This is a genomic window from Streptomyces sp. NBC_01216, from assembly GCF_035994945.1.
In the GTDB taxonomy this organism is placed as follows: domain Bacteria; phylum Actinomycetota; class Actinomycetes; order Streptomycetales; family Streptomycetaceae; genus Streptomyces.
In genome coordinates this window covers 2,251,205-2,267,037 of record NZ_CP108677.1, presented here as the reverse complement: position 1 = coordinate 2,267,037, position 15,833 = coordinate 2,251,205, and the positions used below count along the sequence as shown (strand labels likewise).

At 73.7% G+C, this 15,833-nt stretch carries 15 protein-coding genes; 7 read left to right on the top strand and 8 right to left on the bottom strand.

All coding sequences use genetic code 11. The features are described 5' to 3' along the window. Position 1: 1 nt before the first annotated feature. The 3 genes from OG393_RS09455 to OG393_RS09445 all read right to left on the bottom strand — a co-directional run bounded on the left by OG393_RS09455 (position 2) and on the right by OG393_RS09445 (position 1,901). Entirely contained in the window at positions 2-253 is a 252-nt protein-coding gene (locus OG393_RS09455) for a zf-HC2 domain-containing protein (RefSeq protein ID WP_327374195.1), read from the bottom strand. 130 nt (positions 254-383) lie between these two features. Beyond that, the gene (locus tag OG393_RS09450; RefSeq protein ID WP_327374194.1) at positions 384-1,265 is read right to left on the bottom strand and encodes an RNA polymerase sigma factor; all 882 of its coding nucleotides are present in this window, start codon (positions 1,263-1,265) and stop codon (positions 384-386) included. A gap of 132 nt (positions 1,266-1,397) precedes the next feature. Continuing rightward, on the bottom strand, positions 1,398-1,901 hold the full coding sequence (locus OG393_RS09445) for a YfbM family protein (protein WP_327374193.1): 504 nt from the start codon (positions 1,899-1,901) through the stop codon (positions 1,398-1,400). Between the two features lie 276 nt (positions 1,902-2,177). On the opposite strand from OG393_RS09445, the gene lon reads away from it, so the two are divergent. Beyond that, the gene (gene lon / locus OG393_RS09440; protein ID WP_327374192.1) at positions 2,178-4,589 is read left to right on the top strand and encodes an endopeptidase La; all 2,412 of its coding nucleotides are present in this window, start codon (positions 2,178-2,180) and stop codon (positions 4,587-4,589) included. A 65-nt stretch (positions 4,590-4,654) separates the two neighbouring features. On the opposite strand, the gene OG393_RS09435 is transcribed toward lon, so the two are convergent. After that, positions 4,655-5,530, bottom strand: coding sequence for a lytic polysaccharide monooxygenase auxiliary activity family 9 protein (locus OG393_RS09435; RefSeq protein WP_327374191.1), 876 nt, complete (start codon positions 5,528-5,530; stop codon positions 4,655-4,657). 414 nt (positions 5,531-5,944) lie between these two features. On the opposite strand from OG393_RS09435, the gene OG393_RS09430 reads away from it, so the two are divergent. Beyond that, positions 5,945-6,427 carry a MarR family winged helix-turn-helix transcriptional regulator gene (locus OG393_RS09430; protein WP_327374189.1) on the top strand — a complete coding sequence of 161 codons (483 nt, stop codon included), beginning with the start codon at positions 5,945-5,947 and terminating at the stop codon, positions 6,425-6,427. A 129-nt stretch (positions 6,428-6,556) separates the two neighbouring features. Here OG393_RS09430 and OG393_RS09425 read toward each other — a convergent pair whose 3' ends face one another. Beyond that, positions 6,557-7,339 carry a hypothetical protein gene (locus tag OG393_RS09425; RefSeq protein WP_327374188.1) on the bottom strand — a complete coding sequence of 261 codons (783 nt, stop codon included), beginning with the start codon at positions 7,337-7,339 and terminating at the stop codon, positions 6,557-6,559. A 363-nt stretch (positions 7,340-7,702) separates the two neighbouring features. Here OG393_RS09425 and OG393_RS09420 point away from each other — a divergent pair, with 363 nt between their 5' ends. From OG393_RS09420 to OG393_RS09400, 5 genes are read left to right on the top strand one after another with little or no spacing between them, the layout of a single operon-like run. Continuing rightward, the gene (locus OG393_RS09420; protein WP_327374187.1) at positions 7,703-10,546 is read left to right on the top strand and encodes a sensor histidine kinase; all 2,844 of its coding nucleotides are present in this window, start codon (positions 7,703-7,705) and stop codon (positions 10,544-10,546) included. Then, on the top strand, positions 10,543-11,028 hold the full coding sequence (locus tag OG393_RS09415) for a roadblock/LC7 domain-containing protein (RefSeq protein ID WP_327374186.1): 486 nt from the start codon (positions 10,543-10,545) through the stop codon (positions 11,026-11,028). Before OG393_RS09420 ends, OG393_RS09415 begins: the two co-directional genes overlap by 4 nt. Then, positions 11,025-11,444, top strand: a complete 420-nt coding sequence (locus OG393_RS09410) for a DUF742 domain-containing protein (RefSeq protein ID WP_327374185.1) — start codon at positions 11,025-11,027, stop codon at positions 11,442-11,444. The genes OG393_RS09415 and OG393_RS09410 overlap by 4 nt, the downstream gene beginning before the upstream one ends. Continuing rightward, on the top strand, positions 11,425-12,108 hold the full coding sequence (locus tag OG393_RS09405) for a GTP-binding protein (RefSeq protein WP_442817281.1): 684 nt from the start codon (positions 11,425-11,427) through the stop codon (positions 12,106-12,108). The genes OG393_RS09410 and OG393_RS09405 overlap by 20 nt, the downstream gene beginning before the upstream one ends. Positions 12,109-12,126: 18 nt before the next feature. Then, a complete protein-coding gene (locus OG393_RS09400) occupies positions 12,127-13,362 on the top strand; it encodes a styrene monooxygenase/indole monooxygenase family protein (RefSeq protein ID WP_327374184.1) in 1,236 nt (411 codons plus the stop codon). Between the two features lie 105 nt (positions 13,363-13,467). On the opposite strand, the gene OG393_RS09395 is transcribed toward OG393_RS09400, so the two are convergent. From OG393_RS09395 to OG393_RS09385, 3 genes are all read right to left on the bottom strand, one after another. Continuing rightward, positions 13,468-14,631 (bottom strand): C40 family peptidase, encoded by a 1,164-nt coding sequence (locus OG393_RS09395; protein WP_327374183.1) that lies wholly within the window; start codon positions 14,629-14,631, stop codon positions 13,468-13,470. Between the two features lie 76 nt (positions 14,632-14,707). Further along, a complete protein-coding gene (locus tag OG393_RS09390; protein WP_327374182.1) occupies positions 14,708-15,007 on the bottom strand; it encodes a hypothetical protein in 300 nt (99 codons plus the stop codon). Between the two features lie 10 nt (positions 15,008-15,017). Continuing rightward, positions 15,018-15,782: a TetR/AcrR family transcriptional regulator gene (locus OG393_RS09385; protein ID WP_327374180.1), complete on the bottom strand. Its 765-nt coding sequence runs from the start codon at positions 15,780-15,782 to the stop codon at positions 15,018-15,020. Between the last annotated feature and the right edge of the window lie 51 nt (positions 15,783-15,833).

Below are 15,833 nucleotides of genomic sequence, written 5' to 3'. Positions count from 1 at the left end.
CTCAGCCGATCCGGTTGACCAGGGCGCGGTGCACCGCGTCGAGTCGTGGACCGTAGGGCCCGCCGCGTACGGCCGTGCCGACGGCCTCGGCGCAGTCGCGGCAGGAGTCCAGGTGGGCTTCGGCGGAGACGAGGAGCTCACGGGAGAGTTCCCCGCGCGCGTACGTGGCCACCCGGTGCCCCGGCAGATGCCGGTCGCCGGCCGGTCCGGACGCCTGGGCCGGACGGGGGACGGGGGGAGAGAGCTCGGTCATGCGAGGACTGCCTTCGGGTGCGGGGGGAGGGCGGGCGGCGGGGCCGGGGTCCGGGCAGGGGACGTCGTGCTCCCGGGGCGAGTGGGGTGCGGGGCGGGGCGTCGGGGCCGTCCGCGGAGCCCGATCGCCGTCATGGGCGGGGACGCGGCACGCGGGGGCGGCGCGAGGGCTGCGCCTCGCGGGCGATCTCCTCCGGCGCGCCGGCTGAGGACTCCGCCTCACGCTGGGCCACGATCCACTCGCGCAGCCGGGCGCAGCCACGGGCGGCACGGGCCTTGACCGTGCCTTCGGGTATCGCGAGCCGTTCCGCCGTCTCGCGGACGCTGAGGTGCCGGAGATAGCGCAGCTCGATCACCTCGCGCTGCGGCCCGGGGAGGCCGGCCAGGGCGACGGCGATCGCCGCGTAGCGCGGGGAGGACGCGAGCAGGCACTCCTCGGCGGAGGGCGCCGTGGCGGCCGAGGCGGGGGTGTGCTCGCGCGCCCGGTCCGCGAGGGCGCGATGGCGGCTCGCGGCCCGTTCGAGGTCGACGGCCCGGCAGAGCGCGATCCGGCGCAGCCAGGCCGGGACGCTGCCCTCATGGAAGCCCGAGGCGCTCTTCCACACCGTGAGAAAGGACTCCTGCACCGCGTCCTCGACGGTCGGTGCCGGGAAGCCGCGGTTGAGGAGATGAGCGAACAGCGTGGCGGCGTGCCGGGCGAACAGCAGGGACAGGGCGTCCTTGTCCCCGTCGGCGACCGCGTGGACCAGGCGGGTGTCGCAGGGGTCCTCCGTGGCGTCCGCAGCGGAGGGGGCGGAGCCGGGTGCGTGGGGTGCGGCCGGGCGGGGCGCACCCGGGGCATGGGCCGGGCCCTCACCGGGCACGAGGTCCGGGGCCGCCTCGCGCCGCGTGCCCGTGGCACCCGCCCGGTTTCCGCCGCTCGCCGTCTCCGGGCCGGTCGCCTCGGCGGGGCCGACCGGGGGGTGGTGCCCGCCCTCTGTGCAATGCCCGCACCCGGGATAGCTGCTCGTCACGGGGAATGAACGCCGCGGAGCCGACCGGAGGTTGCGGATCCGGCGAGGATTCCGGCGCGGCCGGGCTTCCCCCGGCCGAACGGCGGGCGTCAGCTCGGTGCGACCGTGAGGGTGAGCCCTGTTCCCCGGCGGTCAGTCCAGCCAGATGAGCAGGGCGTCCCCGGTGTCTGCCGCGGCTCGGAGGAACGGAACCAGCGCCTGGTAGTGGCCGGTCACGTAGTCGAGCGACTCGCCGCGCTCCCAGACGACGGCGGGGTAGACGCCCGCCTCGGCGAGCTCCGCCGGGAGGACACCCTCGATCAGGGCTTCGTGGGGGGTGGCGGAGAGCGCCTTCGCCGCGATGCGCACGCGTTCCGGCCGGAGGAAGCGGGGCGGTCCGTACCCCCAGTCCTCGGCCCCGAGGATCTCTTCCTCGCCGTGAACGACGTCGACGGGGAAGTCGACGCGGCGCAGCAGGAAGTCGAGCGCGTGCCACGCCTTGTCGACTTCGTGGAGGCGCGCTTCGGACGGCTCGGGGTGTACGTCCAGCTCCGTCTCGACCAGTTCGTCGACGAACTCCCGCGCCCAGTCCGGATCACGGACCGCGCGATCGAGTTCGGCAGGAGTGAGGCGCGCGTACTCTCCGATCATGCTCATGGCCGGATGCTAGGGGCAGGCACTGACAGGCAGGCCGACGGGCCGTCGCGCCAGGGTCCGCGGACCTGCCTCGTGCCCTCGCCGGCTCGGTACGCGGATCGGTGCGTACGACGGCCTCGTGGAGCGCGGGCCGGCGCGGGCCGGCCCCGTCACAGGACCGCCCCGTCACAGGACGACCGCCGGGTGATCGCCGAGAGCGAACGCCCCCCGGGGAACATTCCTGGGCTCATGTGCATTGAGTCGGCATAGCTCAACTTGACTGCCGAAGGGGAGATCATGGCTCCTGAGTCCACGGAGTACTCGACGCTGACCCTGCCCGTGCTGCCGCTCGACGACGAGGTCGTGCTGCCCGGCATGGTGGTGCCGCTCGACCTGTCCGACAACGACGTACGCGCCGCGGTGGAGGCCGCCCAGGCCGCCGCCCGGCCGGGTGGTGGCAAGCCGCGGGTGCTGCTGGTGCCCCGCGTCGACGGGACCTACGCGGGAACCGGTGTGCTCGGCACCGTCGAACAGGTCGGGCGGCTGTCCGACGGTGATCCCGGTGCGCTGATCCGCGGCCGGGACCGGGTGAGGATCGGCGCCGGCACGACCGGACCCGGCGCCGCCCTGTGGGTCGAGGGTGCCGTCGTCGAGGAGGTCCTGCCGGACCCGCTGCCCGGCGCCGTGACCGAGCTGGTCACGGAGTACAAGGCGCTGGCCACCAGCTGGCTCAAGAAGCGCGGTGCCTGGCAGGTCGTGGACCGGGTGCAGCAGATCGACGGTGTCGCGGCGCTCGCCGACAACTCCGGGTACTCGCCGTTCCTCACGGTCGAGCAGAAGGTGGAGCTGCTGGAGACGGCCGATCCGGTCGCGCGCCTCAGGCTGGCCACGGTCTGGCTGCGTGAGCATCTGGCGGAGCAGGACGTCGCCGAGACCATCGCCAAGGACGTCCAGGAGGGTGTCGACAAGCAGCAGCGAGAGTTCCTGCTGCGCCGCCAGCTCGACGCCGTGCGCAGGGAACTGCGCGAGCTGGACGGCGACGGCGAGGGCGACGAGTCCGACGACTACCGTGCCCGGGTGGAGGCCGCCGACCTGCCCGGGAAGGTGCGGGAGGCCGCCCTCAAGGAGGTCGCGAAGCTGGAGCGGTCCAGCGACCAGTCGCCGGAGGGTTCCTGGATCCGCACCTGGCTCGACACCGTCCTCGAACTGCCCTGGAACGAGCGGACCGAGGACCGGTACGACGTCCGGGGCGCCAAGGCGGTCCTCGACGCCGAGCACGCGGGCCTGGAAGACGTCAAGGAGCGGATCACCGAGTACCTGGCGGTGCGCAAGCGGCGTTCCGAGCGGGGCCTCGGCGTGGTCGGCGGCCGGCGCGGCGGCGCGGTCCTCGCGCTGGTCGGTCCGCCCGGCGTCGGCAAGACCTCCCTGGGTGAGTCCGTCGCGCACGCGATGGGGAGGAAGTTCGTGCGGGTCGCGCTCGGCGGGGTGCGCGACGAGGCGGAGATCCGCGGGCACCGGCGTACGTACGTGGGCGCGCTGCCCGGCCGGATCGTCCGGGCGGTCAAGGAGGCCGGGTCCATGAATCCGGTGGTCCTGCTCGACGAGATCGACAAGGTCGGTTCCGACTTCCGCGGCGACCCGGCCGCGGCCCTACTCGAAGTCCTGGACCCGGCGCAGAACCACACCTTCCGGGACCACTACCTGGAGGTCGAACTCGACCTGTCCGACGTCGTCTTCCTGGCGACGGCGAACGTCCTGGAGGCCATTCCGGAGGCGCTGCTCGACCGGATGGAGCTGGTGCGCCTCGACGGGTACACGGAGGACGAGAAGGTCGTCATCGCCCGCGACCATCTGCTGCCCCGGCAACTGGAGCGGGCGGGTCTGGAGCCGGGCGAGGTCGTTCTGGAGGACGCGGTCCTGCGGAAGCTGGCCGGCGAGTACACCCGGGAGGCGGGTGTCCGCACCCTGGAGCGGACCGTGGCCCGGCTGCTGCGGAAGGTCGCCGCGCAGCACGAACTGGGCGAGCGGGAGCTGCCGTTCACCCTGACGCCGAAGGACCTGCGCGCCCTGATCGGGCGGCCGCACCATGTACCGGAGTCGGCTCAGGACCCGGCCGAACGCCGTACGTCCGTTCCCGGTGTGGCCACCGGTCTGGCCGTGACGGGCGCGGGCGGCGACGTGCTCTTCGTGGAGGCGTCGCTCGCCGATCCGGAAACGGGCGCGGCGGGGCTGACCCTGACCGGACAGCTGGGTGACGTGATGAAGGAGTCCGCGCGGATCGCGCTCTCCTTCCTCCGCTCGCACGGCGCGGAGCTGGAGCTGCCCGTGACCGGTCTGAAGGACCGGGGCGTGCACATCCACTTCCCGGCGGGCTCGGTCCCCAAGGACGGGCCGAGCGCGGGCATCACCATGACGACCGCGCTGGCTTCGCTGCTGTCCGGCCGGCTGGTCCGCACGGACGTGGCGATGACCGGCGAGGTGTCGCTGACCGGGCGGGTGCTGCCGATCGGCGGCCTGAAGCAGAAGCTGCTGGCCGCGCACCGGGCGGGCGTGACGACGGTCGTGATCCCGAAGCGGAACGAGGCCGACCTGGACGACGTCCCCGCCGAGATCCTGGAGAAGCTGGAGGTCCACCCGGTGACGGACGTCCGCCAGGTCCTGGAGATCGCGCTGACCCCGGCGGAGGTGTCGGTGAGCGCGGCGGCGTGAGCCGCGCGAGCGGGGTGCCCGGTGCGGGCACCCCGCTCGTGGCGTCCGCCGCCGGGACGCGGTCGTCAGGAAGCGCGGCGGCGCGACAGGAACAGGCCGCCGACGGCGAACGCCGCCAGGCCGCCCGCGCCCGCGAGCGCCGGCGGGAGCGGGGAGGTGGGCGTGGCGGCGGTCTCGGCCGACAGGGCCGGGGGCTGCTCGTCGCCGCCGTGGCCGGCGTGGCTCACCGTCGACAGGTCGGCTCCGGCCGCGATCTTCGCCTCGGTCGGAGCCTTGGCCACGGCCGCCGCCGGGCCGCCGAAGGTGACGTCGGAGCAGCTGTAGAACGCCTCCGGACTGTCGTTGCGCTGCCAGACCTTGTAGACGATGTGGCGGCCGGTGCGGGAGGGCAGGTTCCCGGTGAAGTCGTAGTAGCCGTTGTCCGAGGAGCGCGTGGTGGCGTAGGTGGCCACCGGCGTCGTGTCCAGGTCGGACCACTTCAGCGGCTGGGTGGGGTCGAAGCCCTCCTTGGTGAGGTAGACCGTCATCGTGCCCGAGTGCGGCGCCGTCACCCGGACCTTGAAGTCGAAGGTGCCCGCGGCCACCGCCGTCGACGGCCAGTCGGTGCGCGCCCAGTCGAGGGCACGGTACTTCTCGCGGTTGGCCGAGCAGAGCTTGCCGTCCGGGATCAGCGCCTGGTGCTGACCGGCGGCGTTGGCGATGTTGACCTCGTTCCAGTCGTACAGCGGCTGGGTGCCGGAATCGGCCACGAGGTCCTTGCACACCTGCGACTTGGGTGACTCGGGCCCCTCCGCGTAGCAGGCGGCCACCCGGCTCACCGGGTTGAAGACGGCACCGTGGGCGACGGCCACGGACGGGGTCAGGGGAACGATCGCGGCGGCGGACAGGACGGCGCCGGCTGCGGCGAGGCGACGGGGGCGACGGGCGCGGAGGGACGTCATGCGGGGCTCTCTCTCGTGCGTGGGGGAGTACGGACCGAGCAACGACCGGACGGCGCACGGAAGTTGAAAGCCGCACGCACTGCCCAGAGGGTGGCATTGGTCCATACCAATGAGCAAGGGTCTGGCGGCGGGGAATCATGGGAAGTCTCCCGGGTGCGCCCGGGAGAGGTCGCCGTCGAACCGCGCGCCGCGCCGGAGGGGCCCGTGTCCAGGCGGGCGGAGCCGGAGTCCGGGATCTGCCGGGGGCCGGGGTTCCCGGCGTCCCTCGTGGGGCCGCGGAGGGGCCCTTCCGGCGGAAGGGGGTCCGGGTGCTGCTGCTGCTCTCCGCCTGCGAAATACTGGAGGAGCTGCGGCGACGGCCGTGGCGGGAAGAAACTTTCAGCGACGGGAAACCCGCGCGAGGGGGCAGCTGACGTGCACGGAAGCGGCAAGGGGAACGAGGACAAGATCGCCTCCGGATTCGATGTGGACCAGGAGTTCCTCGCCCTGGAGCGCGAGCTTGCCGTCTTCCTGCGGCGCGCCCGCGCGCAGTCGGGCGAGATGGCCCGCGAGGTCCACCCCGGACTGGAGCCCGCCGCCTACGGTCTCTTCGTGCGGCTCGACGACACCGGGCCTCAGCGCGCCACCGATCTGGCCGGGTACTTCGGCGTCGGCAAGGCGACCATGAGCCGCCAGCTGCGCGCCCTGGAAGACCTCGGCCTCGTCGCCCGGGACCCGGACCCGGCCGACGGGCGGGCCTCTCTGGTCCGGCTGACGGAGGAAGGGAGGGACCGGTTCCGCCACGTCCGTGACGCCCGGCGGGGCCGGTACGTGCGCAAGCTGGCCGACTGGGACCGCGGCGAGGTCGCCGAACTGGCCCGCCTGCTCCACCAGCTGAACGACCGGGCGGAGGGCTGAACCGGCGCACCGCGACGCCCCGGGCCGCCCCGTGGTGCTCCGGGGCCCTCGATCGCCCGGACCGCTCCCGGGACGCCGCCGATCACCCGTGCCGCCCCGCCCCTGCCCGGAGCGCCCCGGGGCCGCCGCCTACAGGACCGCGTACACGGCCGTCGCGTCGTCGTGGAGCTTCCCGCGCCGGGCGGTGCCCGCCGCCGCGTCCGCGGCCTCCCGCGCCCGGACCCGCCGGATCAGCCCGTCGGCACCCTCCCGCCGCAGCACCCCGAAGCAGTCCGTCCAGTCGCCCTCCCCGAACGTCTCCACCCAGCGGGTGGCCCCGTCCGTCAGCGCGGCGAGCGCCCGCACCCCCGAGCGGGGAGTCGTCCCGGACACCGCGCGCTCCGCGACGGCCGGGTCCGCCGCGGCGGTGAAGAAGCCGCCCTCCTGGTTGCGCAGCCGGTCCGTCGCCTCCGGCGAGCGCAGGATCTCGGGCGGGACCCGGCCGAGACGGCCGTCGAGTACCGGGCGTACCGCTCCGTCCGGCGCCTCCAGGAGGAGTGCCGCGTCGGACAGGACCAGGTGCTCCACCCCGGCCGCGCCCCAGCGGGCCAGGGCGACGGTCGCCTGAGGCGTCCGCGCGTGAGAAAGGTCACAGGTTTCCCGGTGGGCGTCCGCGGTGAGCCGGATTGCGAGGGACAGGATTCCGATCAGCGTCACGTCCGGCCGCGAAGCGCACAGTTCGGTCAAAGCGCCGCCGAGGCGGGCCGTGAACCAGGGGACGCCGTGCGCACAACCGCCCCCGTCCGCAGGTGGCGTCACCCCGTCCAGCACCACGACCGCGCCGCCTCCGCCGACGACGGGCAGAGCTGTTCCGGCCCAGTCCTCGTTGGGCCGACCGGGACTGCCGGGCAGAGTGACCACTTCAGTGCGCATGATCGTCAGTCTGCCCGGCCCGCACCACTTCTTCACAGTGCCTCCCAACACCGGATTCCGGCCGGTGTTCCCCCGGCGACGCCCGGACAGGGCACGGAACCGCGGCTTCCGAGAAGCTGCGGGCGGGCATCCTGCCAAAGCCCGCGTGGAAGATCCAACCGGCACCCCGAGACGGCCCCCGGCCGCCCCGGCGGGGAGTTGTTCGCCAACTCGTGAGTGTTGTTCACTCGTTCGGGTGGCGGAGCGGTCGATGCACGCCCCCCTACCGGAAGCGCTGGAATGGTCGTGAGCCGTACCAGGGGTGGGGGCGCTCTGCAGTGATGACCGGTCGTCACCTCTGCTTCATGGGCGGACGAGTCGAGAATGCGAGCACCGGTGCAGAAGAAGCGGCCTCGGACCAAGAACGGCACGCCGAGCCGGACCCCTGCTGACACACCGACCACGGGTGAGGACGCCGCGGTCGTCGGCGCCGTCCCCGCGGGACGCCCCAAGCGGGTCCGCAACCGCCTGGTGGCGGGCGTCGCCCTCGTCGGTGTCACCGTCCTCGCCGCCGGAGCCCCCGCCGTCCTCACCGCCTCCGGCGAGCTGACCGACTCCCAGCGGCTGGTCACCCTCGCCGAACTGGACCGTCAGGCCGTCACCCTCGCGCACTCGCTCGCGGACGAGCGCGACGAGGTCGTCGCCTACGTCGCCGCCGGCCGGGAGGAACAGGACGGCGACGACGAGGAGAAGCGGCGGATCACCGCCTCCCGCTCGGCCCGCGTCGACCGCCAGATCGACGAGATCCGCCCCGTCGCCCCCGACGAACTCCGCCGCGACCTGGCCGGACTGACCTCCCTCCGCCGCGCCGCCCTCACCGGCAAGGGCACCGCGCTGGAGGCCCACAAGGCGTACTCGGACGTCATCGCCAAGCTCCAGGTCCTCGGCGACGAGCTCGCCGAGAAGACCCCCGCCCGCGCCGCCTCGGCGACCCGCGCCCCCGCGGCCCTCGCCCGCGCCGTCGAGCAGGCGTCGGCCGGCCGCGGGCTGCTCCTGGCGTCCCTCGCCGTCCCCCGGCCCGAGCCCACCGGTACCCGCTACGACCCGATCACCGGCACCTACGTGCCGATCGAGCCCGAGGGCTCCGCCGAGGCCGAGCGGGTCCGCAACGCCCTCACCGCCGCCGCCCAGCAGTCCCGGGTCCGCGAACAGGCCGCCCTCGCCGACTTCGACCAGGCCGCCGCCACGCCCGCCCGCGACTCCCTCGCCGCCACCGTCACCGGCCCGGACGTCAAGAACGCCGAGCGCTACCTGGCCCGCCTCACCGACCAGCCCGAGCTGAGCGCCTCCGAGCTCAAGACCGACCCGGAGAAGCTGGACGCCGCGCTCTCCGCACGCATCGAGCAGATGCGCGGTGTCCAGTCCGCCCTCGCCACCCAGCAGGTGGAACGGCTCGCCCAGCTCCGGGACGACGACGTCACCGACCTCGAAGTGCGGATCGCCTTCCTCGGCGGCTGTCTGCTGCTCGCGGTCGGCATCTCCACCTTCGTGGCCCGGACCCTCACCCGGCCGCTCGCCGTGCTGCGCCTCGGCGCCGCCCGCCTCTCGGCCACCCCGGAGTCCGAGGAACCGGTCCGCTTCACCGGCCGCAACGACGAGTTCGCCCAGGTCGTACGGTCACTCAACACGCTGCAGGGCAAGCTGGTCGCGCTCGCCCGGCGCGCCGACCGGCTCGACAGCGAGCGCGCCGACCTGGCCGGCGCCCGGGACTCCGCCGTCAGCGGGCTCGCCGAGGAGCGCGCCGAACTCCGGGAACGGACCGCCCGGCTCGCCACCGAACTCGAACGGCTCCGGCGCAGCGTCCAGCACACCTTCGTCAACCTCTCCCTGCGCAGCCTCGGCCTGGTCGAGCGCCAGCTCGGCGTCATCGAGAAGCTGGAGGAGCGCGAACAGGATCCTGACCGGCTCGCCACCCTCTTCAAGCTCGACCACATGGCGACCGTCATGCGCCGCCACAGCGAGAACCTCCTGGTCCTCGCCGGTCACGAACACGTCCACGGTCACGCGGGTCCGGTCGCGCTGGTCGACGTCCTGCGCGCCGCGGTCAGCGAGATCGAGCGGTACGAGCGGGTCGCCATCCAGTCCCTGCCACCGCACGCGCAGGTCGCCGGCTTCGCCGCGGACGACCTCAGCCATCTGGTGGCCGAACTCCTGGAGAACGCCGCCTCGTTCTCGCCGCCCGACGCCCAGGTCCAGCTCTCCGGCTGGCTCCTGGAGTCCGGCGAGGTGATGCTGTCCGTGCAGGACGAGGGCATCGGCATGACCGCCTCCCGGCTCGCCGAGCTCAACGCCCGGCTCACCGCGGCCGACCCCGGCGACACCGAGGGGGAGGGCCTGGGCCTCCGGGTCGCCGGCCTCCTCGCGGCCCGCCACGGCGTACGCGTGGAGCTGAGGGAGCAGAAGCAGGGCGGTATCGCTGCCGTGGTCGTGCTGCCGCCGGCCCTGCTGCCGACGGTCCCGCCGACCACCGTCCCGCCGACCGTCCAGGTCGGTGGCGCCGCGCCCGTCCTGAACCTGCCGGGATCGGTCGCCGAGGCGAACTCGAACGCGCTTCCGTCCCGGGTGAGGGACCCGCTCGTCGAGGCCGCGGAGCACGCCCTCGCCGCCGCGGAAACGCCCCCGGCCCCGCGGACCGCCCCGGAAGCCGCGGACGTGCCGGACGTCCCGGTGGAGGCCGCGCCGTTCACGGACGAGGCCCGACCCGCGCCGGTGCCCGAGCCCCCCGCGGAGCCCGAGCCCGCGCCGGGGGCCGCTTCCGCGCGCGTGTCGCCGGTGGAGCCCGAGGCCACGGCAGCCACCGAGTCCGTCGCCGAGACGACCCTTCAAGTCCGGCTCCCCGACCCGCCCGCCGAGCCCGACGGCCACGAGCGGATCGGCGAAGAGCCGCAGCCCGCGCGGCAGACCCAGCGACTCACGGACAAGGGCCTGCCGAAGCGGACCCCGCAGATAGTCCGTCAGGCCGACGCCCCTGTCGCCCCCCGCACGGGCGGCGTCGACGCCGAGGTCCTTCGCAGACGGCTCGGCGGATTCCAGCAGGGTGCCGAGAAGGGCCGCCGGGACGTGGAGGCCGAGATCCTGACCGGGGTCCGGCCCGACCCCCACGAAGACGCACAGCCGGCACGTACCGAGGAGAAGACGGGGGACACCGTCGAGGAGGCACGCAGTTGACTGCGACCGGAACATTCGGACTGAGCACGGAAGCCCGCAACCTGCACTGGCTGCTGGGCAATCTCGTCGAGGAGGTGCCAGGGGTCCGCTCCGTCGCCGTGGTCTCGTCCGACGGGCTGCTGCTGCTCTCGTCCGACCCGACCCCGCAGGGCCCCGCCGCCACCCCGGGAGAGCGCCCCGGCGGTCCCCGGGGCTCCAGCGCCGACCTGGCGACCATCGTCTCCGGCATCGGCAGCCTGACCATCGGCGCCGCCCGGCTGATGGACGGCGGCGGCGTCAAACAGACCATGGTGGCCATGGAGGAGGGCAGCGTCTTCGTCATGTCGATCAGTGACGGCTCGCTGCTCGGGGTCCACGCCACACCCGACTGCGACATGAGCGTCGTCGCCTACCACATGGCGCTCTTCGTCGGCCGCGCCGGACACGTACTCACCCCCGAACTCCGCAGTGAGCTGCGCAAATCGATGGAGAGCACCCAGTGACGTCCGTGCCGTCCGCGTACCACGCGCACAAGCTGCCGGTCCGTGGGGAGGCCCGGCGCCCCGCGCGGGTCCGCCCGTACTCGGTCACCGGCGGCCGGACCCGCTTCGGACACGTCCTGCTCGTCGAGACCTTCGTGGCCGCTCTCGACGCGGCGCCCGAGCGCAGGGCGCTCACGGACGGCGGGCTCGCCCGCGGCCTCATGCCCGAGATGCGGGCCATCGTCGAGATCTGCCGCCGGATGCGTACCGTCGCGGAGATCTCGGCGCTCCTGAAGATGCCGCTGGGGGTCGTCCGGGTCCTCCTGAGCGACCTCGCAGACCAGGGAAAGATCCGTGTGTACGGGACCGGCCACGGCACCGGCCGGCCCGACCGCGCGCTCCTCGAAAGGGTGCTGAGTGGACTCCGCCGTCTCTGACGTCCTCGCCGACTCCGAAACACCGGCCACCGCCGGGATACCCGCCCAGCCCGATGCCGGCCGCCCGGAACCGGCCGCCGAGGAGGGCTCCCAGGACTGGCAGCTCGACCACACCCGGGCCCCGATCGCGACCAAGGTCGTCGTGGCGGGCGGCTTCGGCGTCGGCAAGACCACCTTCGTCCGCGCCGTCTCGGAGATCACCCCGCTCCAGACCGAGGCGCTGATGACCCAGGCGAGCGAGGAGACCGACGACCTCTCCGCGACGCCCGACAAACTGACCACCACGGTGGCGATGGACTTCGGCCGCGTCACCCTGGACGACGACCTGGTGCTCTACGTCTTCGGCACACCGGGACAGCAGCGCTTCTGGTTCATGTGGGACGACCTGGTGCGCGGGGCGATCGGGGCCATCGTGCTGGCCGACACCCGGCGGCTGACGGACTGCTTCCCGGCCCTCGACTACTTCGAGAGCTGCGGGCTGCCCTACATCGTCGCCGTGAACCACTTCGAGGGGACCGAACTGTTCGAGGCCGAGGACGTCCGCGAGGCCCTGACGGTGCCCCCGCACGTACCCGTCGTGATCATGGACGCGCGCAAGCGGTACAGCGTGGTCGAGTCCCTGCTCGCGATGGTCTCCCACGCGCTCGAAGCCACCCCTGAATAACCCGTAAGGAACGCCGCCATGCGGAAGATACTCATCGTCGGAGCCGGCCAGTCCGGTCTTCAGCTCGCCCTCGGACTCCAGTCGCAGGGGTACGAGGTCACCCTCATGTCCAACCGCACGGCGGACGAGATCCGGTCCGGCCGGGTCATGTCCACGCAGTGCATGTTCGACACCGCGCTCCAGCACGAGCGCGACCTCGGCATCGACTTCTGGGAGTCCCAGGCCCCGCGGATCGAGGGGCTCGGAGTGTCCGTGGCCGCACCCGACTCCACGCGGGCCGTCGACTGGGTCGGCAGGCTCGACGGATTCGCCCAGTCCGTCGACCAGCGCGTGAAGATGGCCGGCTGGATGGAGACCTTCGCCCAGCGCGGCGGTCAGCTCGTGATACACGGCGCCGCCGTCTCCGACCTGGACTACTTCGCCCGCGGCTACGACCTGGTGCTCATCGCGGCCGGCAAGGGCGAACTGGTCTCCATGTTCGGCCGGGACGCCGCCCGCTCCCCGTTCAGCGAGCCGCAGCGCGCCCTGGCCGTCGCCTACGTCCACGGTCTCGGACCGCGCCCCGAGCACCCGGACTTCGACGCGGTGCGCTGCAACCTCGTCCCGGGCGTCGGCGAGCTGTTCGTGATGCCGACCCTGACGATCAGCGGCCGGGCGGACATCCTCTTCTGGGAGGGTGTCCCCGGCGGCCCGCTCGACGTCTTCCGGGGCGTCAAGGACCCCTCCGAGCACCTGGCGCTGACGCTGGAGCTGATGGAGCGGTTCACGCCGTGGGAGTACTCCCGTGCCACCAAGGTCGAACTGACCGACGCCAACGCCACCCTGGCCGGGCGCTACGCCCCGACCGTCCGCACCCCGATCGGCCGCCTGCCCGGCGGCGGGCTGGTCCTGGGCGTCGCGGACGTGGTCGTGGCCAACGACCCGATCACCGGCCAGGGCTCCAACTCCGCCGCCAAGTGCGCCGCCGCGTACCTCGCCGCCATCGTCGAGAACGGTGAGAAGCCCTTCGACGAGAGCTGGATGCAGGCCACGTTCGACCGCTACTGGGACACCGCGCGGCACGTCACGAAGTGGACGAACGCCATGCTGGGTGTCCCGCCCGAGCACGTCCTCGGGCTGATCGGCGCGGCGGGCGGGCTCCAGCCGGTCGCGGACCGCTTCGCGAACGGCTTCGACGACCCGGCGGACTTCGAGAACTTCTTCTTCGACCCCGAGAAGACGACGGCGTATCTGGCCTCCGTCTCCGGCGCCTGACCGCGCACCGCCCACCGCGCACCGCCCGCGCCGGGGCGACAGCCACCCCGCCGTCTCGGTGTGGGCCTCCGAACGGCAGGCGGCCCTCTGGGCGGCCGGACGTCCTCAGGGCCCGCCGAAGCCCTCGTCGGAGCCCTCAGTGGCACCCGCCGGGAGCACGGGCGGGGTGAACGCCGGGAGCGGGACGCCCGACGGGTCCGGCCGGACCGCGCCGAGCGGGGGGTTCGCCGCGATCGGCGAGACCTTGACCCGGGCACCCGGGCGCGGCGCCTGGACGACGAGGCCGCCCCCGAGATAGAGCGCCACGTGCGTGGCTCCGGGGAAGTACACGACCAGGTCCCCGGGCCGCAGTTCACTCAACGGCACCTTCGGCAGCGTCCGCCACTGCTCCTGGCTCGTCCTGGGGATGTCCCGGCCGGCGCTCGCCCACGCCCGGGAGGTGAGCCCCGAGCAGTCGTACGCCTCCGGGCCCTCGGCGCCCCACAGGTACGGCTTGCCGATCTGGCGGACCGCGAAGCGCAGTGCCTCGCCGCCCTCCGCCGACGGTGTCCGGGTGCCGTCCAGGACTCCGGAGCCGAGCAGTTCGCGCTGGGCACCGGCCGTCTGTGCCCGCTCCCGCTCGGCCAGGCCCGCCAGCTGGTCCGCGGAGAGCGTCGCCAGCAGCCGCTCGACCTCCGCGAGTCTGGTCCGCACCTCGTTCCGCCGCAGCCGCTGCTGCTCGGCCAGGGTCTGCTGCCGGTCCAGGGCCTTGCGGGAGGCGCTCGCGAGCGCGTCCGCCGTCCTCTCCGCCTCCTCGAGCCTGGTGAGGGCGGTGGCCCGCTCGCGTGCCGCACGGGCCATCAGACGGCCCTGGTCCATGGCGTGCTGGGGATCGCGGGTGAGCAGCAGCTCCAGGTAGGAGGAGAGCTCCGAACGTCCCTGGTACTGCTGCCGGGCCATCCGTCCTGCCGCGTCGTGCCCCTGGGACAGCGCCCGGCGCGCGGCCGTGAGGGCGGCGCTGATCCTGCGGGTGTCGGCGGTCTGGGCCTTCAGGGCCTCCTCGGCGGCGTTGAAGCTCTCCGTGGCCTCCTCGGCCTGCCGGTAGAGCGTCTGGAGCCGGGTGAGCAGGGTGGCCACGGAGTCCCCGCCGGAAGGCGGCAGGTCCTCGGCGTCGACGGTGGTCGTCGCGGCGGTGCCGGCCGAAGCCGGCCCCGTCCCGGTCAGGACCCCCGACAGGGCCGTCGTCGCGAGCATCCCCGTGCAGACCGTGCGCAGCAGCGTTCCTGACACGTCATCACCTCCATCGAGATGATGCGGGGTGTCATCGTCGGACAACCCGACGAGAGGGCGAGATGGCGCAACGGGCTCACTCGTCCGGCTGGGCTCCCTGCCCGGAGCCCGGTCCGGGCTGCGGCTTGGACCACGGCCACTTCGGCTTGGGGCGCCCCCCGGGGTCGTACTCGTAGACCCAGCCGCGGGGGAGCCCGAGCCGCTTGGTGTGCCCGGCCGGCTCGCGGCGGTACGCGTACAGGGTCGGCGGGCCGCCGTCGCCGTCCGGGACGGGCACTTCGTACCACTTGGGCGGATGTCCGGTCGGACCGGTCAGGACGGGCAGGACCCGGCCGTCCAGGGGGCCGCCGCGAAAGGGGGTGTTCTCGCTTCTCACCCCACCAGTCTCATATGAGGTGTGCGGCCTCGCTCACCACGGGGGTCACTCTTCGGGCCAGCGACCCCACCGGGCCCTCGGGAGACTCCAGCGTCAGGAGGCGTCCGACCACCTCCGCCGTCTCCGCGTCGGTCGCGGCGGTCGCGGCGAGCAGGGCGACGAGGTGGTCGACCAGCCAGTCCCGCAGCTCGTCCGCCGGCGGCTGCTTCTCCTCGTCGAGCCAGATCAGCGAGGCGGCCTCGACGGCGGCGATCCACGTCCGGACCATCATGCGCAGCCGGGCTCCGGGCCGCGCGACGCTCAGGTGGACGAGGATCTGTTCCGCCGCGGCCCGTCGCACCTCGTCGACGATCGCGGTGGTCCGGGAGGTCTCGGCGACGCACCCGCCGCGCAGCAGTGCGCTGAACCCGGTGTCGTGCTGGTCGACGAAGGCCAGATAGCGGTCCAGTACCCGGGCCAGGCGCTCGGTCGGCGGGCCGGCGGGCGGCTCGGTGAAGCAGTGCTCCAGCGCGTCGGCGGAGGAGCGCAGGGCCGCTTCGTACAGCTGCTGCTTGCCGCCGGGGAAGTAGCGGTAGACGAGCGGCCGGGAGACGCCCGCCGCCTCCGCGACGTCGTCGAGGGAGACCTCATCCGGCGCGCGGTGCGCGAAGAGTGTGAGGGCGGCGCCGAGGAGCTGGGTCCTGCGCTCCTCGACGCTCAGCCGGCGATACGCGGGTCCCGGCGGCGCCGGGGCGGGCGACGCGGGGGACGCGGGCGGGACGGGGCTCCTGGTCATGCCCGCAGCGTAACTCCGCGAGGCGGTCCCCGGTGCCCGCCGGGTGGCGTG

Bases quoted from the DNA above. Each gene is read 5' to 3' on its own strand.
- OG393_RS09455 (WP_327374195.1), bottom strand. From the start codon at position 253: ATGACCGAGCTCTCTCCCCCCGTCCCCCGTCCGGCCCAGGCGTCCGGA.
- OG393_RS09445 (WP_327374193.1), bottom strand. From the start codon at position 1,901: ATGAGCATGATCGGAGAGTACGCGCGCCTCACTCCTGCCGAACTCGAT.
- lon (WP_327374192.1), top strand. From the start codon at position 2,178: ATGGCTCCTGAGTCCACGGAGTACTCGACGCTGACCCTGCCCGTGCTG.
- OG393_RS09435 (WP_327374191.1), bottom strand. From the start codon at position 5,530: ATGACGTCCCTCCGCGCCCGTCGCCCCCGTCGCCTCGCCGCAGCCGGC.
- OG393_RS09425 (WP_327374188.1), bottom strand. From the start codon at position 7,339: ATGCGCACTGAAGTGGTCACTCTGCCCGGCAGTCCCGGTCGGCCCAAC.
- OG393_RS09420 (WP_327374187.1), top strand. From the start codon at position 7,703: ATGCGAGCACCGGTGCAGAAGAAGCGGCCTCGGACCAAGAACGGCACG.
- OG393_RS09400 (WP_327374184.1), top strand. From the start codon at position 12,127: ATGCGGAAGATACTCATCGTCGGAGCCGGCCAGTCCGGTCTTCAGCTC.
- OG393_RS09385 (WP_327374180.1), bottom strand. From the start codon at position 15,782: ATGACCAGGAGCCCCGTCCCGCCCGCGTCCCCCGCGTCGCCCGCCCCG.